This is a genomic window from Alkalihalophilus lindianensis, from assembly GCF_032843265.1.
Taxonomy (GTDB): domain Bacteria; phylum Bacillota; class Bacilli; order Bacillales; family Bacillaceae_D; genus Alkalihalophilus; species Alkalihalophilus lindianensis.
Map to the genome: position 1 here is coordinate 55,120 of NZ_JAWJBA010000009.1, position 19,716 is coordinate 74,835.

At 38.7% G+C, this 19,716-nt stretch carries 23 protein-coding genes; 19 read left to right on the forward strand and 4 right to left on the reverse strand.

Features of this window, described 5'->3' with window-relative positions:
* Positions 1-112 precede the first annotated feature (112 nt).
* The 10 genes from RYX56_RS19010 (at position 113) to RYX56_RS19055 (ending at position 6,185) form a co-directional block, all read left to right on the forward strand.
* The gene (locus tag RYX56_RS19010) at positions 113-889 is read left to right on the forward strand and encodes a DnaD domain-containing protein (protein WP_317123622.1); all 777 of its coding nucleotides are present in this window, start codon (positions 113-115) and stop codon (positions 887-889) included.
* On the forward strand, positions 831-1,679 hold the full coding sequence (locus tag RYX56_RS19015; RefSeq protein WP_317123623.1) for an ATP-binding protein: 849 nt from the start codon (positions 831-833) through the stop codon (positions 1,677-1,679). The genes RYX56_RS19010 and RYX56_RS19015 overlap by 59 nt, the downstream gene beginning before the upstream one ends.
* Complete coding sequence (locus tag RYX56_RS19020; protein WP_317123624.1) at positions 1,666-2,382, forward strand: N-acetylmuramoyl-L-alanine amidase; 717 nt, start codon at positions 1,666-1,668, stop codon at positions 2,380-2,382. The genes RYX56_RS19015 and RYX56_RS19020 overlap by 14 nt, the downstream gene beginning before the upstream one ends.
* 17 nt (positions 2,383-2,399) lie before the next feature.
* Positions 2,400-2,786, forward strand: coding sequence for a hypothetical protein (locus tag RYX56_RS19025; protein WP_317123625.1), 387 nt, complete (start codon positions 2,400-2,402; stop codon positions 2,784-2,786).
* Positions 2,787-2,994: 208 nt separating this feature from the next.
* A complete protein-coding gene (locus RYX56_RS19030; protein WP_317123626.1) occupies positions 2,995-3,228 on the forward strand; it encodes a helix-turn-helix transcriptional regulator in 234 nt (77 codons plus the stop codon).
* Complete coding sequence (locus tag RYX56_RS19035) at positions 3,225-3,515, forward strand: hypothetical protein (protein WP_317123627.1); 291 nt, start codon at positions 3,225-3,227, stop codon at positions 3,513-3,515. Before RYX56_RS19030 ends, RYX56_RS19035 begins: the two co-directional genes overlap by 4 nt.
* 278 nt (positions 3,516-3,793) lie before the next feature.
* Positions 3,794-4,756, forward strand: coding sequence for a pre-toxin TG domain-containing protein (locus RYX56_RS19040; protein ID WP_317123628.1), 963 nt, complete (start codon positions 3,794-3,796; stop codon positions 4,754-4,756).
* A gap of 20 nt (positions 4,757-4,776) precedes the next feature.
* Complete coding sequence (locus tag RYX56_RS19045) at positions 4,777-5,166, forward strand: UCP019853 family protein (RefSeq protein WP_317123629.1); 390 nt, start codon at positions 4,777-4,779, stop codon at positions 5,164-5,166.
* 292 nt (positions 5,167-5,458) lie between these two features.
* The gene (locus RYX56_RS19050; protein ID WP_317123630.1) at positions 5,459-5,704 is read left to right on the forward strand and encodes an HNH/endonuclease VII fold putative polymorphic toxin; all 246 of its coding nucleotides are present in this window, start codon (positions 5,459-5,461) and stop codon (positions 5,702-5,704) included.
* Positions 5,705-5,717: 13 nt separating this feature from the next.
* Positions 5,718-6,185: a hypothetical protein gene (locus RYX56_RS19055; protein ID WP_317123631.1), complete on the forward strand. Its 468-nt coding sequence runs from the start codon at positions 5,718-5,720 to the stop codon at positions 6,183-6,185.
* 124 nt (positions 6,186-6,309) lie between these two features.
* On the opposite strand, the gene RYX56_RS25845 is transcribed toward RYX56_RS19055, so the two are convergent.
* Positions 6,310-6,402 (reverse strand): hypothetical protein, encoded by a 93-nt coding sequence (locus tag RYX56_RS25845; protein WP_369293555.1) that lies wholly within the window; start codon positions 6,400-6,402, stop codon positions 6,310-6,312.
* A 50-nt stretch (positions 6,403-6,452) separates the two neighbouring features.
* Here RYX56_RS25845 and RYX56_RS19060 point away from each other — a divergent pair, with 50 nt between their 5' ends.
* From RYX56_RS19060 to RYX56_RS19075, 4 genes are all read left to right on the forward strand, one after another.
* Complete coding sequence (locus RYX56_RS19060) at positions 6,453-6,902, forward strand: SMI1/KNR4 family protein (protein WP_317123632.1); 450 nt, start codon at positions 6,453-6,455, stop codon at positions 6,900-6,902.
* 710 nt (positions 6,903-7,612) lie between these two features.
* A complete protein-coding gene (locus RYX56_RS19065; RefSeq protein WP_317123633.1) occupies positions 7,613-9,031 on the forward strand; it encodes a spore germination protein in 1,419 nt (472 codons plus the stop codon).
* 4 nt (positions 9,032-9,035) lie between these two features.
* Positions 9,036-10,139 carry a GerAB/ArcD/ProY family transporter gene (locus RYX56_RS19070; protein WP_317123634.1) on the forward strand — a complete coding sequence of 368 codons (1,104 nt, stop codon included), beginning with the start codon at positions 9,036-9,038 and terminating at the stop codon, positions 10,137-10,139.
* Positions 10,136-11,275 carry a Ger(x)C family spore germination protein gene (locus tag RYX56_RS19075; protein ID WP_317123635.1) on the forward strand — a complete coding sequence of 380 codons (1,140 nt, stop codon included), beginning with the start codon at positions 10,136-10,138 and terminating at the stop codon, positions 11,273-11,275. Before RYX56_RS19070 ends, RYX56_RS19075 begins: the two co-directional genes overlap by 4 nt.
* Before the next feature lie 498 nt (positions 11,276-11,773).
* Here RYX56_RS19075 and RYX56_RS19080 read toward each other — a convergent pair whose 3' ends face one another.
* Positions 11,774-12,112, reverse strand: coding sequence for a hypothetical protein (locus RYX56_RS19080; RefSeq protein WP_317123636.1), 339 nt, complete (start codon positions 12,110-12,112; stop codon positions 11,774-11,776).
* 236 nt (positions 12,113-12,348) lie between these two features.
* Between RYX56_RS19080 and RYX56_RS19085 the strand changes: the two genes are divergently transcribed.
* Positions 12,349-12,639 carry a helix-turn-helix domain-containing protein gene (locus tag RYX56_RS19085; protein ID WP_317123637.1) on the forward strand — a complete coding sequence of 97 codons (291 nt, stop codon included), beginning with the start codon at positions 12,349-12,351 and terminating at the stop codon, positions 12,637-12,639.
* Positions 12,640-12,763: 124 nt separating this feature from the next.
* Entirely contained in the window at positions 12,764-13,285 is a 522-nt protein-coding gene (locus RYX56_RS19090; RefSeq protein WP_317123638.1) for a competence protein ComK, read from the forward strand.
* A gap of 254 nt (positions 13,286-13,539) precedes the next feature.
* Here the strand turns inward: RYX56_RS19090 and RYX56_RS19095 are convergent, their stop codons facing one another.
* Positions 13,540-14,655, reverse strand: coding sequence for a peptidase M20 (locus RYX56_RS19095; protein ID WP_317123639.1), 1,116 nt, complete (start codon positions 14,653-14,655; stop codon positions 13,540-13,542).
* 409 nt (positions 14,656-15,064) lie between these two features.
* Between RYX56_RS19095 and RYX56_RS19100 the strand changes: the two genes are divergently transcribed.
* Positions 15,065-15,994 carry a COG2958 family protein gene (locus tag RYX56_RS19100; RefSeq protein WP_317123640.1) on the forward strand — a complete coding sequence of 310 codons (930 nt, stop codon included), beginning with the start codon at positions 15,065-15,067 and terminating at the stop codon, positions 15,992-15,994.
* Positions 15,995-16,192: 198 nt separating this feature from the next.
* Positions 16,193-16,549, forward strand: a complete 357-nt coding sequence (locus tag RYX56_RS19105) for a cyclic-phosphate processing receiver domain-containing protein (RefSeq protein ID WP_317123641.1) — start codon at positions 16,193-16,195, stop codon at positions 16,547-16,549.
* Positions 16,550-16,887: 338 nt separating this feature from the next.
* Here the strand turns inward: RYX56_RS19105 and RYX56_RS19110 are convergent, their stop codons facing one another.
* Positions 16,888-18,207, reverse strand: coding sequence for a M20/M25/M40 family metallo-hydrolase (locus tag RYX56_RS19110; protein WP_317123642.1), 1,320 nt, complete (start codon positions 18,205-18,207; stop codon positions 16,888-16,890).
* 143 nt (positions 18,208-18,350) lie between these two features.
* Between RYX56_RS19110 and RYX56_RS19115 the strand changes: the two genes are divergently transcribed.
* A complete protein-coding gene (locus tag RYX56_RS19115) occupies positions 18,351-19,340 on the forward strand; it encodes a winged helix-turn-helix domain-containing protein (protein ID WP_317123643.1) in 990 nt (329 codons plus the stop codon).
* Positions 19,341-19,716: the final 376 nt, after the last annotated feature.

Sequence of the window (19,716 nt, forward strand, 5' to 3'; positions counted from 1 at the left end):
AGAATCTATAAGGCCTCACCTATTCTCTTTATCACCTCATCATTGCTGTATCGACTCCCTACTCCCACAACCAACAAACTAAATTCCAACCAACTAATCTAGGAGGATTTCGATGAATTACGAACAACAACTGAATGCATTTTATGATCAATTAGAAACCGAGCCGCTTAGCACAGCTGGAATTGCCGTTTGGCATGCGTTGATGCAGGTGTACAAAAAAGCAGGGTGGAAGAATCCCTTTACAGTGGCGGTCTCAGTCGTGACATTAAAAGCGGGTATCACCGAACGTCATTTTTTCTTAGTGAGAAAAGAGCTGGTGGAAAAAGGCTATCTCACCTATGAAAGTCGAAAAGGAAGACAGGCCGCGATCTATTGTTTAACTCCGTTGACTGAACCTCATTCACACAAAACAGCAGTCAACCGTACCTACAACGCAGACAACACTACAGTCAATTCTACGTCCAACTCTACAGACAACCGTTCCCTATTAGTTAAAGAACTTAATAAAGATTTCAATAAAAATATTAATAAAGACAACAACCCATTTCGTTTCTATGAAGAAAATGGATTCGGTATGCTTTCACCGTTTATCTCAGAATCGATCAATGCCTGGATCATCGACCATACCTTTATAGAGCCAGAAGCAGTGATCATTGAAGCGATGAAAATATCCTTAATGCAAAATGTGAGAACGTGGAGCTACGTGATGAAGATCCTCCAGGACTGGAGTTCAAAGGGCATTCAAACCCTAGCCGACGTTCATGCAGAGCAAGAGAGAAGGAAACAAAAAGTAGCAGCCTACCACATGAAGAAAAAAGGAGAACAAGCCCATGAAAACGCTAAGCGCACATCTACCCCCGACTATTCAAGCTATGATTTCGGATTCTAATATCGTTAGGACCTTTAGTTGCCAAGGATGCCATGAAAAAATTACCGTCCGTCGTGTGATCATGCCATTTGGACCTGAAAAGGGGAGTGAACAAGAATTAACCTACGGCTGCCGCTGTGAAGATATAAAAATCGCAAATGATGTGATTAAAAGAAGGAAAGTGCTCGAACGAAAGCGAATCTATAATTTGTTCGACCGCGAAAGTCTGATGAACCCTGATCTCTTTGAAGCGAGCTTTGAGACCTATACGCCAAGTACTGAAAGCCAAAAGACGGCGATGGATGCGACAAAGCATTATAGCGAAACCTTTACAAAAGACAAGCCTCGGAATCTACTTCTTACTGGCACTTACGGTATTGGTAAATCCCACTTAGCTGCGGCTACCCTCAAACCATTGATTGATGAGGGCTACACTTCCATTTTCATTTCTGTTCCAAAACTCCTAACCAAACTAAAAGCAACCTACAGTAAAAACAGTGAATTCTCAGAGGATAGCTACTTACAGCTCCTCGAAGAAGCCGATTGTCTTGTGCTCGATGATCTCGGAGCTGAGCATGGCAGTGAGAAAGCTGGCAGCTGGTCGATCTCGAAGCTCTTTGAAATTGTCGAGGGCCGAATTGGCAAGCATACGATTTACACGACCAATTTAGGAGGGAAAGCCTTACAAGAGAAGGTCGGGGCACGAAACTTCTCGCGATTGATGCAGCATACGAAAGTAATCACGATGACCGGTCCAGACCACCGCCTAAGCCATTTCACCCAAGGAAGAGGAAGTGATGAAGATGCGTAAAATCAAAATCATGATTGACCCAGGACACGGAGGCAGAGATCCAGGGGCGGTGGCGAATGGATTGGTCGAAAAAGAACTCGCCTTAACCATTGCGCGCAATTTGCGAACAGCTTTACTAAATCACCATAACGTCGAAGTCAGGCTCACCCGTGATCGGGATATCTTCCTCACACTCGAAGAACGAGCCCGACTCGCAAATGCGTGGGGCGCAGATTGCTTCATCTCGATTCACATCAACGCAGGGGGAGGGACAGGCTTTGAAACCTTTATTCATCCGAATGCAGGCAAGGCCACACAAGACATTCAAAAAATACTTCACCCAGAAATCAAAAACCGACTAACATGCGCCGATCGAGGATTAAAGAAAGCCAACTTCGCCGTCCTCCGTCTCACCAAGATGCCAGCGATCCTAACCGAGAACCTCTTCCTAGACCACACCGAAGACGCGAACCAACTAAAAGACACAAACGTCATTCATGCGATCACCCAAGGACATCTCATCGGCCTACAAAAAGCCCTAGCTCTAAAGCCAATTCCGAAATCAACCGCATCAACAAATACCAAACCCAACACAACGACCCCCACCTACCGCCTACGAATTGACGGCAAGCAGGTCGGAGCCTACCAACAAAAAGACAATCTCATCGAGCACATCCAACATCACTTACATGCAGCCAAAAAAATCGAATTAGAACGTATCTAGAAAGGATGAACGAAAAAATGAAACCACAAAGAGAACACTCAGTCCGTGCCTACGAGCTACTATACGACCTTGAACATACCCTAAAGAAAATCATCCACCTAACCCTGCCGCTGCAAATTAAGCAAGACCCAACTTACTCGAACCTAGTCAACATCATCATCCTAAACAATCTCATTCCGCTCAACCAAGACGAAATCCGCCACTTCACACATACCAAAATAACCCGAAACCATGTCTGCCACATGCGACCCATTATGATAGAAGACATCGACAACCTCAGAAAAGTCTACAGCCTAGCAGAAAACGTCTTGGTGAGACTAGAGCAAAAAGACGAAATGCGGAATGCGACAAGAAAACAGGCGTATCGGAAGAGGGTAGATAATGAGAGGAGGTTTGGGTCTTAGGGGGAGAAATGCCAGTAGAAAACGCAGGATCCTTTGAGGAAGGGTCCTGCGTTTTTATTAATGAGTCACCCAACTGTTCATCTCTACTAATATCTCATTAGGCGTGTTTTTTTTGAAAAACTCGGGAATGACATACACGAATATGTAAAAAATACTTTACATATAGTCAAAAATACTTTACCTTGCTTATATGGAGGTGAGTGGTTGATTGAACCAGAAATTTAAAGGTCATTTAGAAAACAACATTCATATCTTACGAGCGGAAAAGAAAATCTCTCAAAAAGATCTCGCATTGAAGGTGGGAGTCAGTAGGCAGACGATTATTTCCTTAGAAAATAATCGGTATAATCCATCTCTTATCCTAGCCTTTGAAATTGCTCAGGTTTTTCAAAAAGACATCTCAGAAGTGTTTACCTACAAAAAGGAGGAAGAAGAAAATTGAGTTTAATTGGAGCAGTGTTGGTACCTATCTTTTTGTATTACTTGTATACACATATCAAATTTAGTAAAAGCGAGGAGGCAAAGGATGAACGTGGCCAGTTAATTCTACTTCAGTCCTACAAGCACTCCATTGCCATCTTACCAATCGGATGGTTGTTACTTGAAGTAGTGCACCGCTTTGTTACAACTGTCTCCTATGATACATATAGAGATTCAATCTGGTTGCTTATATTAATTACATTTATTGTGCAAGGGTTTTCTGTGAATAGGTACAGAAAGCAGCATTAATAACTGTCCAAATGTCATATAAGAACACCCCTCCTGTTTACTGAGGGGTGTTCTTTATATGACAAATATCCGGCCCGGCGAAACTCGAGAGTGATTGAAACCGTACTAGGGCCCTGCATTTCATATCAGACAACTCTCCATCTCTACTAATATCCTCATATATTCCTATTTTATCCAGATGTCGAATGTACTAAGATAATAGGTAAAGTATTCCTTCTTAGCTTAATAGAGGTGATGTATGAAAACATTAGACGTGTCTAGCAGCAGATGTAAAGGTTATGGAAAGCTATACACATGATCTAAGTAGCATGTTTAAACGGGTAGGAGCTGATACAGCAAATTTCTCTTTGAATTCATTGACGTACCAAGCAAGCTATATTATGTTGAAATCAAATCTATCAAGTAAGCAATACCAACATAATCAGCTCATTTATCAAATGGATCAACCTGCTTATTTAAAATACGCTGGAATACAACCCTCTATAGGCTTTAACAAATGGGTAAACCCAAGTTGCCCGAGACCTGGCACAATTAATCAATCAACAGTTGTTCAGAAAGACCTACCATGGTGGGAAAAAGCAAGTAATAAAATTGTTGATAGTGCGAAAACAGCAGGTAACAAAATCGTTGATGGTGCAAAGACAACAGGTAGAGTAGTAAATGAAAATTCTCGAGAAATCAGCTCAGCAATTCTCGATTTTACCCCAATTGTAGGAAACATAAAAGCTGGCTACGAAGCTACACATGGTGTCGACCCAATTACAAAAAGAGAACTAGAAGATTGGGAACAAACAATAATGGTAGCAGCAATTCTCGGTGGAGGATTTGTAAAGGCTGGGACAAGAGGTGCAAGAGGGGTAAAAAGTGTTGGTGGTAAGTCCTCTACTAACCTACCTTCTAATTTTGGTGATTCACAAAAACTAGAAGGTCACTTTCTCAAGCATGGAAGAGAGTTTAAAGGTCTTTATAAAAATTCTGAAGAATATTTATTAGGTGCAAGACAAGTAATTAAGCAAGGAGAAAAAGTTCAGTATTCATATAAACTAAGAGATGGGACAATCGAAACTCGAACCGGTTATGTTAAATTCATGGGCAACACTCGCAAAGGAGAAGCTAAGTTCGAGTTTGTAGGGACTAATAATCAAGGTAATATTACTACATATCATGTAGAGAGCGGAAAAGATTTTTGGAAAATGTTAAATGGAGACAAAAGATTAAAAGTTATTGATTCAATTAAATAAGTAAAATAGGAGTAAATAATATGACATATTATGCCAAGGTAAAGGGATTTAACCCTCATGTAGAACAAGAAGTTATTTTAGATTTAAATGGAATAGAATTAACAGGCTTTATGCCATTCGGAATATCGTTCGAACCTTTAAAGGAAAAACTTTACCCCATCAATATCTCATTAGTAGTTCTAGATGAATTAGAGGTTAATGAGCAGCAGGGTTTAGAAAAAGGATTATTCCGCATTGAAAAAAGTTTTTCATATTTTATTAATGGACATTTGAGTTGTGAAGAAAGGATGATTAATGTAGGTTTTGACTTGAATCTTGAAGAAGATATAATAGAGGACCTATGGCCATATAATAATAAAACAATTCAATTACAAGTCGATAGAATAAATATAGAGTTTTTAGAGGATTAATTGAAATTATACTGGATTAAAATTTGAAAATTGGAACTAAAGTAATTGTACGGCCTGTTCCTAAAGGTTTTCTAAATATGCGAGTTTTAACAAAGACCCCGTATCACTTATAAATTGGTACGGGGTTATCCGTTTATCCATTAATAGAGTACAAGGGCCACATTTCAATGTTAGACCTTTAGACCTGCTGATAAACCCCGAACAGTGCCAGGCACTGTTCACCAAAGACTTAGCAGGAGTTCCTAGATCTCAGCAACCTCTTCGACAGTGGCAAGTAGGAGATAACATTAATATGAAAGGCGAAAACTATAAAAATTATGAGTTTAGCTCAAACCCAACCCATCATGGACGTTATTTTGAGTATGAAACTCCTCAAGGTAAACGAGTTATTGTCAAACATATAAATGATGGCAGAATGCATACACACGCAGGAAAACCTAAAGATGGTGCAAACCCTTTCAATTACGATTTTAAAAAAGAAAGGTACTCTAATATTTACGGGTCAAATAATGATCATCATATATATTATAAAAAATAACGAGGTATAAAATATGTCAATTCCGAATGAAAAGATAATTAGGAAAAAAGCTATAATTGAAGCAAAAAAGACAACGAGCTCTCTTACTCAATTTGAATTACTTAATTTTGAGGAGTTTGACTCAGACTGGTTAATTTCATTTGAAGATCAACTACAATTGTTCCGTAAGCTTGATTCTAATCCAACCTTTACTAATGCAAATATCAACAAAGACGAGGTTAGTGAATGGATTATTAACTCATTAGACTTTCTCAAGAACAAGAAAGAGTTCTCTATAATCATCCCTAACACTTCATATCCTGTTTGGGCTAATGTTAAAGTTGAAGATTTAATTAAGGGTATTACAGAACTCTTGAAGATGTCAGTATCTAATGAATTATCAATAGCCGACAAATCTTCAGCCACTATTGCCCAAATTTATTCTGAAGAAAAAGGTTATGAGATTCACATTGGGAAGGTTAAAACTGATTACGAGGGTTGACTCGACCTTTCACTAGTGCTTAGGCTAAATTACAAGAATAGTATTACCAGAAAAAATTAGTATATTCTCGGGTTTGATTTAAGATATTTCAATGGCGAACAGTGCATGGCACTGTTCGCCTTCTTCATTTTAATTCTTTTACTAGCTGGTTGCGGTTAGAAACGCCATGCTTCTGAAAAGTATTTTGAAGATGCTTTTTCACTGTGTTAGTGGAGATGGAGAGCTAAGCAAATAGATAATAATGAACTTTAAGAGGGGGTTCTATGAATGGATAGAGATCAATTAAATAATTTTATAAATCAACATAAAGAAACAGGTGATTTTACTGGAGGAGTAGGGGTAGAGCAAATTGATTATGTTGAACAAAAACTAAATTTAAAGTTGCCAAATAGTTACAAGTGGTTTTTAACAAATTATGGTTCAGGTGGTTTGTTTGGTGTTGATATTATAGGGGTCCCAAAGTCTAATATTGCTTCTGTTGTAAAAGAAACTGATAGCTACAGAGAGTTAGGAATGAGTGAGAATTTAGTAGTTATAGAAGATATTGATGAATATGCTTATTGCCTAGATACAAGTAAGATGGAAAATAATGAATGCCCAGTAATAGCATGGAATAGGCAAGGTGGACTTGATGACTACTACACCGCAAAGAGTTTTAATGAGTTCTTATATCAAAGGTTATTGGATGCAAAAGAAGCATGGGAAGAGGATTTCTAAAAAAGTTAATAGAAACTTAAAGAAGTGTAAGGGAAATAAAATCCTAAGATTTGATTTCAGTCACTACTCAAATTTTGTCTAATAATATTTTAGATCTGTCTTCTAAGTGTCCAGCTTAAGCAGGCAGATTTTTTCCTGTGTTTTTCTTTAGTCCTTTAATTGAAAGGTAGCAGCTATCGAATAATTAACATTACATGCATACAGCCACTTTTAAATTACAAATTAAAATTGTCCTTGAAATTAATTTAACTTCAAGGGACAATAAAAATGAAGATTTATGAATATTGAAAATTATTTTTTCTTCTTAATTTCTTGCGAAGGGTGTTTTAAGTGGATCCTATCATTAAACTTAGATTTGCTAAATTATTTGTAGTACTACCTGTAATAGGGTTAATTTTCTTAAGTGTCAATAGTGAGTTGCTAATTCCTAAGGGCTACCAATTAGCTATGGATGGTTATGTTATCTCAAGGACGATGGTTCTTATTTTCACCTTATATTTGATAACTAAATTAGGGTATTGGATGTGGGAGAGAAATGAAAAACACTAGTTATTTAATAACTAGTGTTAAATGCCATAAGAAAACGCAGGAACCTTTGGTAGAGGGTCTTGCGTTTTTTACGTTTCACACTTTTCTAGCTTCCTCACTTAAGTGTATAAAAATAACCATTTATGAAATCCTAACCAATAAACTAGTTTGGGGGGCTTGTTATGTTTACGGTCGATTATATTAAAAACAAGAATGACTTAGTAACGGCCATTGGACCCCAATCTGACTTTGTAACCAAAAGCTTATACATTTCATCATTGAAACGAAGAGCTTCTTTTTATTCGTTTGGTGAAATGGATGAGCAGAAATTAGATCGCTGTCTTCATTATATGAATAGCTTAAGCTTTTCTTTTTTTGAAAACAGAGACTTAAAGGAAGAGCAGAGCGAACCTATGATTTGTTTGGCAGAAGCGACAACAAGCAGTGTGGAGGAGGCCGTTTCCTTTTTGTTTCAAGGTCAATGCATCATGCTGCTAGAAGGTATTCCGTTTGCCTATGCTGTTCATCTAAAAAAGGAGATGCAACGCCATTTAGAAGAATCTACGACAGAGAGAGTCATTCGCGGACCCCATGCCTCTTTTATTGAAGATGTGGATCAAAATATAGCATTGATTCGGCAGTTTGCAGATGACCAGAATTTGATAGCAGCGAAACATCTCGTAGTAGATGCCAAAAAAGAAAAGAAGATTTTTTACATGTTCAACAAAGATAAAACCGATCCAATCGTAATAGATGAAGTGAAGGAAAGGCTATCTCAAATTAAGCAAGCAAACATAGAGGATTCTGGGAAGATTGAGAGCTTTTTAGATCCTACACCCCTGTATTCTCCTTTTATTCAAGTGCAGAGTTCCGACCGAGTGGACCGAATCTTAGCAGGATTTGAAGAGGGAAGAGTCGCTATTTTCGTAGATGGCTCGCCATTTGCTTTCATGGTGCCCACCACATTTGAGCAACAGATGCAAGCTCCAGATGATTATTACCAAAGGTGGATGATCAGCTCGATTATCCGGCTTTTAAGATACGTTGCTTTGTTTATCACCCTGTTTGCTGCACCGATCTACATAGCTTTAGTTTCCTTTCACCAAGGCTTGATTCCAAATGAGTTATCTGTCACGATCATGAACTCACGATTGAATGTGCCGTTTCCACCAGTGGGGGAAGTGATTTTGTTGACATTGTTTGTCGATTTACTGCGTGAAGCAAGTATTCGTCTTCCTAATCAATTAGGGCAGACTATTGGGCTTGTAGGCGGTGTGGTCATTGGACAAGCGGTTGTTGAGGCGAACCTTGTCAGCTCGATTATGGTGATTATCATCGCAGTCACAGCGATCGCGTCTTTTGCTGTTCCGTTATACAGCCTAAGCATGTCTTTTCGCTTTTTAAGCTTTATTGCGATAGCCTTTGCATCGATAGTGGGTTTATTCGGAGTAATCGTGTTTTTTATTCTGATTACGATTCACCTAGCCAGCTTGCGTAACTTTGGAGTCCATTATTTCTCTTTTACCAATTCACTAAAATACCATGGTTACTCAGATTTCCTTATCCGACTACCAACGCTCATGAAAGACAAGAAAGGGTGATCGCGTGAAATCCTCTCACGTTCGGTTAAGCGATACCTTAACCACCTATCAGTTAGCTGTTTGCTTGATCTCAACGATGCTTGGAGTCGGTTTATTAAACTTGCCAAGAGCGCTCACCACACATCTTGATACAGCGGATGGCTGGATCTCCGCTCTTATTGCCGGTATCGGTATGTGTTTGATTTATTTATTTACGATGTATGCCTTCAAAAAGCATCATGTATCCTCAATCGATGAGTATATGAATCAAGCATTTGGAGTCATCATCAGCAAAATAATTAATACTGCGATTGCCTTCTACTTTCTCGTTTTATGTGGCTGGCAGGCAGTAGCAATGAGTGAGATGGTTCGCTTTTTTTTGCTTGAGCAGACCCCTTACTATCTCATTATTTGTTCGATTATTGTTTTATGTGCCTATGCCACCTATTACTCTTTAGCGACAATTGTACGTGTAGCTTGCTTCTTCTTCCCTATAAGTGTCATTGTCCTAGTATTTGTTTTAGGGTTAGGGGCAAAGGATGCGTCTCTCTATAATATCCGACCGGTGGCTCCTGAAGGGCTTTGGCCAATTATCATGAACCTACCATATGCGCTGCAGCCTTTTCAAGGGATTGAATTGATCTTCATTCTTATGGCCTCTGTTCAAAAAAAGGCAAAAATGACTAAGGCTGGAATCGGTGCATTATTCTTTGTTACGGCACTCTATGCGATCACTTATGTGGTTGTTGTGTCTGTACTTGGAGTAGTAGAAGTCCAAACGGTCCTCTGGCCAACCATCGACTTAACACACGCGGCCGATAGTACCCTCTTATTTACGGAACGAGTGGATACATTTCTCATCACTACATGGACACTCCAGTTCTTTTTGACAAGTGTGTTTTCGTTATACGCGGCCATTTTTTTATTGAATAAAACGTTTCCGGTAAGAAGGGGCTACCTCATTATTGGGGCTACCATTGTGACGTGCACGATTGCCGTCATCCCGCAAACAACGGATCAAATTTCAGCTGTATCGGATTGGCAGCAATATGCCTTTGTCACGATCTTTATCTTGCTCCCGATCCTCTGTTATCTCATGGTTATGATTAGAAGGAAGGTGAAGACATGAAACGACTTCGTTCTATGATTGCATGTCTTTTTGTAGCTATATGTCTTGGAGGCTGTTGGGATAGTGCAAATATTGAGACCTTTTCATTTATTATGGGCATTGGTCTTGGTGTGGACCAAAACGATCCAGAAAAAGTAGGCATGGTCACCCAGTTATATTTGCCGGTCAGCGAAAATGAAGGGGCTTCCACCCTGACGTATCAAAATAAATATTCAACAGGTGAATCGGTTATTGAGGCGATTCGTAATTTGGAATTGGTTGATCAGGGGATCATGAGTGATCATCAACTAGCACTCGTTTTACATAGTGATGCCCTAAAAAAGTGGAATGCAGAAGCATTAATTAATCAAAGAATGAGAGATGAACGAGCACGAAGAGGACTGCGGATTTTCGTGACGGAAGAAGATCTGAATGAGCTTTTTACCTATCCTAAAGGAGATGACACAGCTCCCACCTCTAAGGCCCTTGATTTACTTGCCCAAAACAATGATCGAACGACTGAAATTATAGTACCTCTTACTCTTGGAAAGCTATCTGATTCGATTGAACGAGCACAGTCGATCTTGATTCCAAACATCACTATTAGCGAAGAGGAGCTCAAGATAAACGGAGCATACATCTTGAAAGACGGGAAGCATATTGATGGATATCTATCCCCTGCACATGTAAGCGGTGTAAATTGGTTAAATGGTGACGTGCAATCAGGTGTCATTAATGCGAAAGTGAACGGAGCACGAGTCGTATACGAAATTTTAGACGCCAGTGTGGCTTCCGTCACCACATCGGTTCAAGAAGATCAATTGAGCATGCATATTAAAGTAACCTCAGACGGACGCTTAGTTGAAAATTGGGATCCTAATGAAGACGCTTATAATGCAGACTATAAACAAAACTTAGAAACCATCTTCGAAGAAAAACTAACACAAGAGGTCACAACCATTATTGAGCTCTTACAAAAGGACTATCAAACCGATCCACTCGATCTACAGAAATATGTCCGAGTACAACAGTACCCATTTTGGAAACAATATAAGGATGACTGGGACGCTGCATTTCAAAAAGCAACCATTACGTATGAAGTGGATTTAACGATTGTGGACTTTGGAACGCGTGGGAAGAATAGGGAGGGGGAGTGAGTGGATAGAGATGAAGGAGGCGGCCGAGGTGGCTGTCTCTTTTGTTGATGTTATGTGACTCTTAAAAGGAAAAGGATAAAACACTAGAACCGCATCCAAATCAAGACAACTCCGGCAGTTCATACATAGCAAAGTCACCCTAAACAACATCTGCCACATGCGACCGATTATGATAAAAGACATCTACAATCTTATAAAACTCTAAACCCTAGCAGAAAACGTTCTGAAGAGACTAGAGCAAAAAGACGAAATGCGGAAGGCGAGCAGACAAAAGTTGTATCGGAAGAAGGTAGATAATGGGAGGAGGTTTGGATCGTGGGGGGAGATAGTTCAGCGTGAAACTGAAAAAGCCAGTGCCAAGGTAATTTACCTTGGCACTGGCTTCCAAATTAAATTAAAATGAATTTCACGTCATGCACTTTAACTCATAATTCTTTAATGATTTCCATGATTGTATCTGTCGTCTCCTTGCAATCTAATGCTAAATCAGCTTTTGGACTATTGAGGTTCATTCCATTTGCTCGCAATCAGCAGTTGTCCATCGGTTTCATAAGCAATATAGCCGCTTGAATCATCTGAAAGGATCTCTCTACCTTTTATCTTGTATAGTTTAGTGCCTTGAGGGAGGCCTCTAGCTTCTCCATTAGTCTCTGCATTTCCATTCACTTCGTTTGTTATTTGACCAATTTCTTCCTCAATATCTTCCGCTGTTAGAGGTTCATTAGTTGCTATGAATATACTCCCTTCCCACATAAAATGAGGGGTATCAATTGTATTATTGCATGCAGTTAGGAATAAGCAAGTAAAGAAAAATAAAATTAAGATTACCTTTTTCATTTATAACATCCTTTTTCAAGTTGTTTAAATCAGTTTAACATACTGTGAATTTTTCGAATGCTTAAAAAGTAGTATTGTAGAGTATTCACGCCAACTACTTCCCATTCACTATGCTCATCCCAATACCTAGCAGATAAATTAACCGAGAGAATTCCATATATTAGGCGAAACTTTAACGATCGTTAATGGTGTGTTATTTCCTGCAAACAGATAATGTTCAAAAAAGGAGCATATCTGTGGGAAAACAAGAAAAAGATCCTTTGCTTGAATCGTTTGGAATTATTGTTCGAACGAGAAGAAATCGAGCTGGCCTCACGATAGAAGAGTTGGCTTGGAGATCTGGGTTAACCGTAACCTACATAAGTCAGATTGAAAATGGTATACGGAACACCTCCCTAGAAATCATCATGAAGCTCGCTGCTGCTCTAGAACTTGATCATCCTGGCATTCTCATTAATGAAGACATACAAGAAGCATACGAAGACATACGTGCACCAATTCAGCAACGAATAGACGAAAGCAAATAGTAGAGAAAATAGATCCTCTCATCTATTTTCTCCTTGTTCAAGCGCTCACACCCTCCCAATAAACCTACTACGTTACAAGTACTAGTCACAATCCTACCCCTGAATCTAAAAGGAGCGTTCCCCAATGAAACCATCTAGCCAGCCGCATTATGATATTAACCGCCACACCCTTGCTATTTTGCCAGCCTATCACACGGACTATGAAACGATTGTCTATGAAAATCATCAAATCTTTTATGTAGCCGAATCAAGCATGTCGATGATCAAGCGAGCTTGCATAGAAGGCGGTGCCACCTATGACGGCCGCAGAATGGCAGTAAGCGAAATCACAAGAGCACAAAGTAAAGTGCCAATCCCGATTGATACGATTGATCAGATCTACACCTTCCCAACCCATTCACCCACAAAGCTCGAATGCTCCTGGCTTTTTTACCACCATATCCGCACCTTCATCCCAGACCCTGATAATCCAACAAATACAATCATAACCTTCCGAAACTCCACCCAATTAACGATCAATGTCACGTCCCCAACCATAGAACGCCAAATCCAGCGCACTTCCTATTGCATCTTGAGACTCACGTATAGACCATATAAGGCAGAGCAGATGATGAGGCAGATCGATTGTTCACCATCTCATTACTAGTCACTTAAGAATGTATAAGTCCTCACAACGATTCTTCTCCCACAAAGTAAGAACCAATTATCCTACGCCGACTAATGACAAAAGCAATCTTCTCCTAGAATATCTCCCTATACCCCATATAAAAGCTAACTCAAAGACTTCACCGTTATATACTCCATTACCCAAGCACTTCTTAAGATCTTACAAATACCTGCTGGTACATTAAAAAACAAAGAGGTGCGAATGACCGCACCTCTTTGCATATCATGGATTTACTAAATCATATTCACCCAATTCTCTTCCTTAAAAGGTATCAACTGATGATTCAGCACACCTTTCACTAGTTTCACTGTCTCATAAGTCGCTTTGTAATCAACTGCTTCCCATTCGCTATGCTCATTCCAATATCCAGCAGATAAATTCACTGAGGTTATTCCATAACTTGCGAAAACCTTCGCATCACTCAATCCACCAGTAGTCATCTTCCAATCTCCCATGCTAGCTAACCTGCCTGCTTCTTCAAATAGTTCACCATAACCATCTGGACAAAATGAAACGCCACCGTTTGATGTGACAATATCACGTTTTCCTCTACGGTCAACGACAGTGGCTCCATCCACATCTTCAATAAATTCAGGGTCGATTCCTCTTGTACCGACACAACCAATTTCCTCTTTTACTGTTAGAGCAACTTTTATCGTGCCATTAAAGTTCATTTTTCCAATGCGAGAGAGGGTCTCTAAAATCACAGCGATTCCTGCGCGGTCATCTGCGCCTAAAATGCCTTTTGAGCTAGTGAGTGTCGTACCCTCTTCTAAGACAATGTGACCTGGTTCAAACTCCTCCACAGTAACCATATTAGCGGATAATAAAACTGTAGGACCATCTCCACAATAAAGATAAGCAAGAAGGTTTCCAGCACGATCCATGTACGTATAGTCCCTTAAGGATTTCAATTTTTGACGCAAGTAGTTTCCAAATCTTCTTTTTCCACTAGCCCCGGAGATAGAAAGTAAGTCAATCATTTTAGCTTTAAATAATCCAGCTTCTAATTCAATTATATTTTTAGGGTCTTTTACTAGGGTAAAAATACGTTCTGCAATATCAAGCAGCTTATGGACCTCGCCAGGGTTGTAGTAAAAGCCCGCTCTTTTACCTTCAATTCTTAATCTTACTTCTGGTAAGGTACAAGCTTTTAAGATTCTTATTTGTGGATTTGTTAAATGGCTCTTGAAATGTACAACAGCAGGTCGACTATTATGACCATCACAGCAACTAGTTGTATGGATACCTAATTCATTTAACCAACGGACAATTCCGCGAATATAGGGGTCTAATTCTGCAAGAGGTAACTCCTGTTTGATTGGATCAATACGGGTAGTGACAAGCACTATTTATTAAAAACACTAGTTATTAAATAACTAGTGTTTTTTGGTTATTTATACTACTCTGTATTCTCCATAAAGTGGGGAAACAACTGTATATCTATTAGAGGACTGAACTCTTCCGTTAGTTCCCCACTACCCTACCAATGTCCCAAGTTTTATGAACTTCTTTTAGAAATTATTTGCTGACAAGGGGAACTTATCTTTATTGATATTCTTCCCCTCTGATATAAACGTGTAAAGTGCAACATGTTTGCTGTGCGTAAACTCCGTCATGTTGAGAATTATATCTCTCTTATTAAATAAAGGAGGGATAATAGCTTTCTTTCATTTTATACCCTTTAAATCTAGTGTTTTCATCCTTAGTCACCATGATACAATAGATACTAACAAGGGAAAACATTAGGGGGTAAATATGACTATTTCTTTTAAACAACTGGCTTACAAAATCCTTAAAGAAACAGAAAGACCCATGTCACCTTCAGAGATATGGAATTACACCAAGCAAAGAAACTTTCAAGACTTGGTTCAATCTAAAGGAAAGACACCTGAAAGAACAATAGGTGCACAAATCTATGTAGATATAAAGAACAATGCTGAGTCTCCATTTTTAAAGATCGAAGAAGCAAAGCCACGAAAGTTTTTCCTTAAAGAACTCGCTAATGAACTTGAGTTGCAAAAGATTAGAGAAAGTGAAGTTGAAGACATTGAACAGCCAGCGCAGACAACTTTTAATGAGCGTGATTTGCATCCTTTTCTTACTTACTTTGCTGATACGTTTATGAATGTACATACAAAGACTATTTATCATGAACGATCCAAGAAAAGTAATTACGCTCAATGGTTGCACCCTGATATTGTCGGGGTAAACCTCCCTATTGGTGAATGGAATAGTGAAGTACTTGAATTTGGAATGAAGTTTGGAAGTCAGCTTGTAAAAATTTATTCCTTCGAACTGAAGAAGGAACTTACCTTTTCAAATCTAAGGGAATCATTCTTTCAAACAGTATCTAATTCAAGTTGGGCCAATGAAGGCTATCTGGTAGCTTCCAAAGTATCAAAGGATGATGAATTTCTTAATGAATTGAAGCGCTTATCAACAGCATTTGGAATTGGTATCGTCGAACTTGATATTGAAGACCCTGATTCGTCTTCCGTTTTGTTCCCAGCTAGATACAAACAGAATCTTGATTGGGAGACAATGAATAAGATCACTGTTCAGAACCCTGATTTCAAGAAGTTTATCAAAAGGGTTAAGAATGATTTGAATAGCCATGAGGTTATCAAGCAGATGTATGACAAGGTTTATGAAGTTGAACAGCTTGTTGAAATGATAAATAAGTAAGGTGGAAGCGCAGGTTGAGAGGTTGAGGAAGAGGAGTGGGGGAAGTAAATATAAAAGGACGTTCTATTTGGAATAAATATGTATGTTTATTGAGCTCATATCCAGAACCATTGAATATATTGGTGAAAAATCTTAGTTATTATTGTCTATAGTGTTTTAGGTTCTAGTTAAGGTCTAAATGTGGAGGAGGGCATCATTATGAAAGAAATAAATTTATATGTTGACGACTTAAGGGACTGTCCTGAAGGCTTTTTTATAGCAAGGAACATTAATCAGGCTCTAAATTATTTTGATAATTATTCTATTAATATTTTATCATTAGACCATGATCTAGGCGCGGATGCTGAAGGCAACTTACTTCCTACAGGGTATGATTTTGTCAAAATATTTTGTGAGCAGGGTTTACGTGCAAATAAAATATACTTACATACTGATAATGGTGTAGGTCGGGAGAATATGTTTCATACTTTAAAAGGTGCTCAAAAAAGAGGCTTTATAGACGATGATATTAAAATATTCCATTACTCTATTACAAAAAATAAATATTCTGGCTAAGAATTCAATAAAAGTTAATTAGAGGATAAACTAAACCTAGAGGAGTGCTCTGATAAGTATAGTCTCTAGGGAGTTTACAAACCTTTCATAATACTAGCCAATACGATTTTAAAAAGCTACTTAGTGATGCTTATAACTTAAGAGATTTTATTAATGGTTTTTCTAAAATTCTCGTAATATATCTTGATCGTCAACTTCGAAAGATGGAGACTGACAAGTTCCTGGCACTTGTCGCTTATTACATGTGCAAAAAGGGAGCAGTCCAAGTAAAGTGGCTGTCCCTTTTTTGTTGGAATAAATGAAGAGTAGAATTCCTTACGATAATGCTCTATTGCTACCTAAATAACATTAACCCAATTCTCTTCCTTAAAAGGTATCAACTGATGATTCAGCACACCTTCCACTAATTTCACCGTCTCATAAGTAGCTCTGTAATCAACTACTTCCAAGTCACTATGCTCATTCCAATATCCAGCGGATAGATTCACAGAGGGAATTCCATAACTAGCGAAAACCTTCGCATCACTCAATCCACCAGCCGTCATCTTCCAATCTCTCATGCCAGCTAACCTTCCTGCTTCTTCAAATAGTTCTCCGTAGCCAACAGGACAAAATGAAACGCCACCGTTTGATGTGACAATATCACGTTTTCCTCTGCGGTCGACAACAATGGCTCCGTCAACATCCTCTATAAATTCAGGGTCGATTGCTCTTGAGCCGACACAACCAATTTCTTCTTTTACTGTTAGGGCAACTTTTACTGTCCCATTGAAGTTCGTTTTGCCAATGCGAGAGAGGGTCTCTAAAATCACAGCGATTCCTGCGCGGTCATCTGCCCCTAAAATGCCTTTTGAGCTAGTGAGTGTCGTTCCTTCTTCTAAGATAATGCGACCTGGTTCAAACTCTTCCACAGTATCCATATGAGCGGATAATAAAACTGTGGGACCATCTCCGCAATAAAGATAAGCAAGGAGGTTTCCCGCACGATCCATGTACGTATAGTCCGTCAGGGAATTCAATTTTTGACGCATGTAGTTTCTAAATCTTCTTTCGTTGCCACTAGCCCCAGAGATCGAAAGTAAGTCAATCATTTTAGATTTAAAGAATCCAGCTTCTAATTCAATGATATTTTTAGGGTCTTTTACTAGGGTAAAAAGACGTTCTGCAATATCAAGCAGCTTATGAGCCTCGCCAGGGTTGTAGTAAAAGCCCGCTCTTTTACCTTCAATTCTTATTTTTACTTCTGGTAAGGTACAAGCTTTTAAGATTCGTATTTGTGTATTTGTTAAATGGCTCTTGAAGTGTACAACAGCAGGTCGGCTATTATGACCATCACAGCAGCCTGTTGTATGGATACCTAATTCATTCAACCAACGGACAATTCCGCGAATATAGCGGTCTAATTCTGCAAGAGGTAACTCTTGTTTTGTTGGATCAATGAGCATTTCTCCACCTATTCTTTCTACATTTTGGGATGCGTGCTCAAGTGCTTCTGACCAAGCATCTTGTTCGATATCTTGTGACAACTGGAGGTTGTTAGTTAGATGATCGAGTGCTCCCTGCAAGAAGGTACCAATCTTACTTTTCTCCCCAGTTAATCCATCGATTAAATCCGATTGTAGAAAACCATGACGTGCAAACAATGTTTCCTTCTTCATATTTACCAACTCCTTTTGTTTTGTTGAGATAAGTGTAGCAAGAAGCCTGTGACAGCTCTGTCACAGGGGAAGAAGGGGATCTTTGTAGTTAAATAGAATTAGTAGTTATTAACGATATAATTGTAAGTTAAGGAGAGCAGAAGATGCTAAGATACTCAGAATATACATTAGAAGAATTGCTAGAAATAGAAGGGAATTGGTGGGACATAGAGGATGAGACAGACAGAAGATGGGTGAATGATGGAGTCATGCTTTTTACAAAATTGTCCTCATTGGATAGAGATAATATAAGGTACAAAGAAGTCAGAGCATATCTCTTAATTCTGCAAGGTGAGTCCTTAAAAATAAAAGATCGCTCATATGAAAGAGCGATCCAGGCATTTCGGCAGGTCATTAGATTAGAACCTAAAAATGCACTTGCACACTACAGACTTGGCTTCCTATACTTTTATGAAGAGGAATGGACAAAGTCACTAGAGTCCTTTTACCTGGCGGCTCATTCAAACCCTACTCTAACAAGAAAGAAGTTAACTCCTGAACAAAAAGTAAAGGCGCATTACTACATACTTAAAAATAGTAAAATCATTGCGCAAGCATCTCTGGATCAGATTGATGATATGCCTTATAAACAGCTTGAAAAGAACGAGGAGCTAAAGCTGCTTCTAGATGAAATAAAAAACGGCATGGAACCAAAGGAAGAAATAAAGCCATACCAAATGATAAAAAATGGAGTTGAATACAGTAACATTTCAGAAGAAGAATACGAAATGCTCTCGGACATCGACCAACCCATGTTTATATTCAATCAGATCAGCCTAAACAGTACAGAAATATCATACAACGGAAGAAGTACAACAATACAACTAAAAAACGCCGCTATCCTAGAGTACTTAATGAAAAATCCTAATGGAGTAACCAGACAAGACATTATTTCCAGACTCTCACAACAGTCCAGAAATCCAGAAGCAGCATTAAGACAGATCATATCAAGGCTTCGTAGAAAATTAGAGGAATTAAATCCTGACATTGAGTTTATTAGAACAATAGAAGGAGGATACCGCTGGAGCTGGGGAGGAGAGTATCGGATGTTTAAGCATTTTAGATGTGTAGGGGTGGAGGTGATGTTGGATTAAGAATGCTGTAAATAAGAAGCAGGTATCCAAATAAAAGGAGTTTGTAATCTCTGTTCTTGTTATAAGGACCTACTTAAATGTGTTTTTCTAATATGAATTTATATATCGCGTTGTTTTTTATATCTAATTCAAATTCCTATAACTAAATAATCATAGTCTATTGAGTGAATCATTATAACCTTTTAAAATATTCATCTTATATAGAGTCGGGTCCCCCCCACCACCGGTATCATTAGTTTATTATACAGTTTAACTAATTCACTCAATAATTTCTTTAGTACATTATTTGCTGCACTATTACTAATCACTCAAAATCATCCCAGGTGAACCCCACTAATTCAGTAAAGCGCATCCCCTTTATTGCTACCAATTAATA

What these genes read in the sequence shown, in the direction of transcription:
- RYX56_RS19010 (WP_317123622.1), top strand. Translation starts at nt 113, where the DNA reads ATGAATTACGAACAACAACTGAATGCATTTTATGATCAATTAGAAACC.
- RYX56_RS19015 (WP_317123623.1), top strand. Translation starts at nt 831, where the DNA reads ATGAAAACGCTAAGCGCACATCTACCCCCGACTATTCAAGCTATGATT.
- RYX56_RS19020 (WP_317123624.1), top strand. Translation starts at nt 1,666, where the DNA reads ATGAAGATGCGTAAAATCAAAATCATGATTGACCCAGGACACGGAGGC.
- RYX56_RS19025 (WP_317123625.1), top strand. Translation starts at nt 2,400, where the DNA reads ATGAAACCACAAAGAGAACACTCAGTCCGTGCCTACGAGCTACTATAC.
- RYX56_RS19040 (WP_317123628.1), top strand. Translation starts at nt 3,794, where the DNA reads ATGGAAAGCTATACACATGATCTAAGTAGCATGTTTAAACGGGTAGGA.
- RYX56_RS19045 (WP_317123629.1), top strand. Translation starts at nt 4,777, where the DNA reads ATGACATATTATGCCAAGGTAAAGGGATTTAACCCTCATGTAGAACAA.
- RYX56_RS19050 (WP_317123630.1), top strand. Translation starts at nt 5,459, where the DNA reads ATGAAAGGCGAAAACTATAAAAATTATGAGTTTAGCTCAAACCCAACC.
- RYX56_RS19055 (WP_317123631.1), top strand. Translation starts at nt 5,718, where the DNA reads ATGTCAATTCCGAATGAAAAGATAATTAGGAAAAAAGCTATAATTGAA.
- RYX56_RS19060 (WP_317123632.1), top strand. Translation starts at nt 6,453, where the DNA reads ATGGATAGAGATCAATTAAATAATTTTATAAATCAACATAAAGAAACA.
- RYX56_RS19065 (WP_317123633.1), top strand. Translation starts at nt 7,613, where the DNA reads ATGTTTACGGTCGATTATATTAAAAACAAGAATGACTTAGTAACGGCC.
- RYX56_RS19075 (WP_317123635.1), top strand. Translation starts at nt 10,136, where the DNA reads ATGAAACGACTTCGTTCTATGATTGCATGTCTTTTTGTAGCTATATGT.
- RYX56_RS19080 (WP_317123636.1), bottom strand. Translation starts at nt 12,112, where the DNA reads ATGAAAAAGGTAATCTTAATTTTATTTTTCTTTACTTGCTTATTCCTA.
- RYX56_RS19090 (WP_317123638.1), top strand. Translation starts at nt 12,764, where the DNA reads ATGAAACCATCTAGCCAGCCGCATTATGATATTAACCGCCACACCCTT.
- RYX56_RS19100 (WP_317123640.1), top strand. Translation starts at nt 15,065, where the DNA reads ATGACTATTTCTTTTAAACAACTGGCTTACAAAATCCTTAAAGAAACA.
- RYX56_RS19105 (WP_317123641.1), top strand. Translation starts at nt 16,193, where the DNA reads ATGAAAGAAATAAATTTATATGTTGACGACTTAAGGGACTGTCCTGAA.
- RYX56_RS19110 (WP_317123642.1), bottom strand. Translation starts at nt 18,207, where the DNA reads ATGAAGAAGGAAACATTGTTTGCACGTCATGGTTTTCTACAATCGGAT.
- RYX56_RS19115 (WP_317123643.1), top strand. Translation starts at nt 18,351, where the DNA reads ATGCTAAGATACTCAGAATATACATTAGAAGAATTGCTAGAAATAGAA.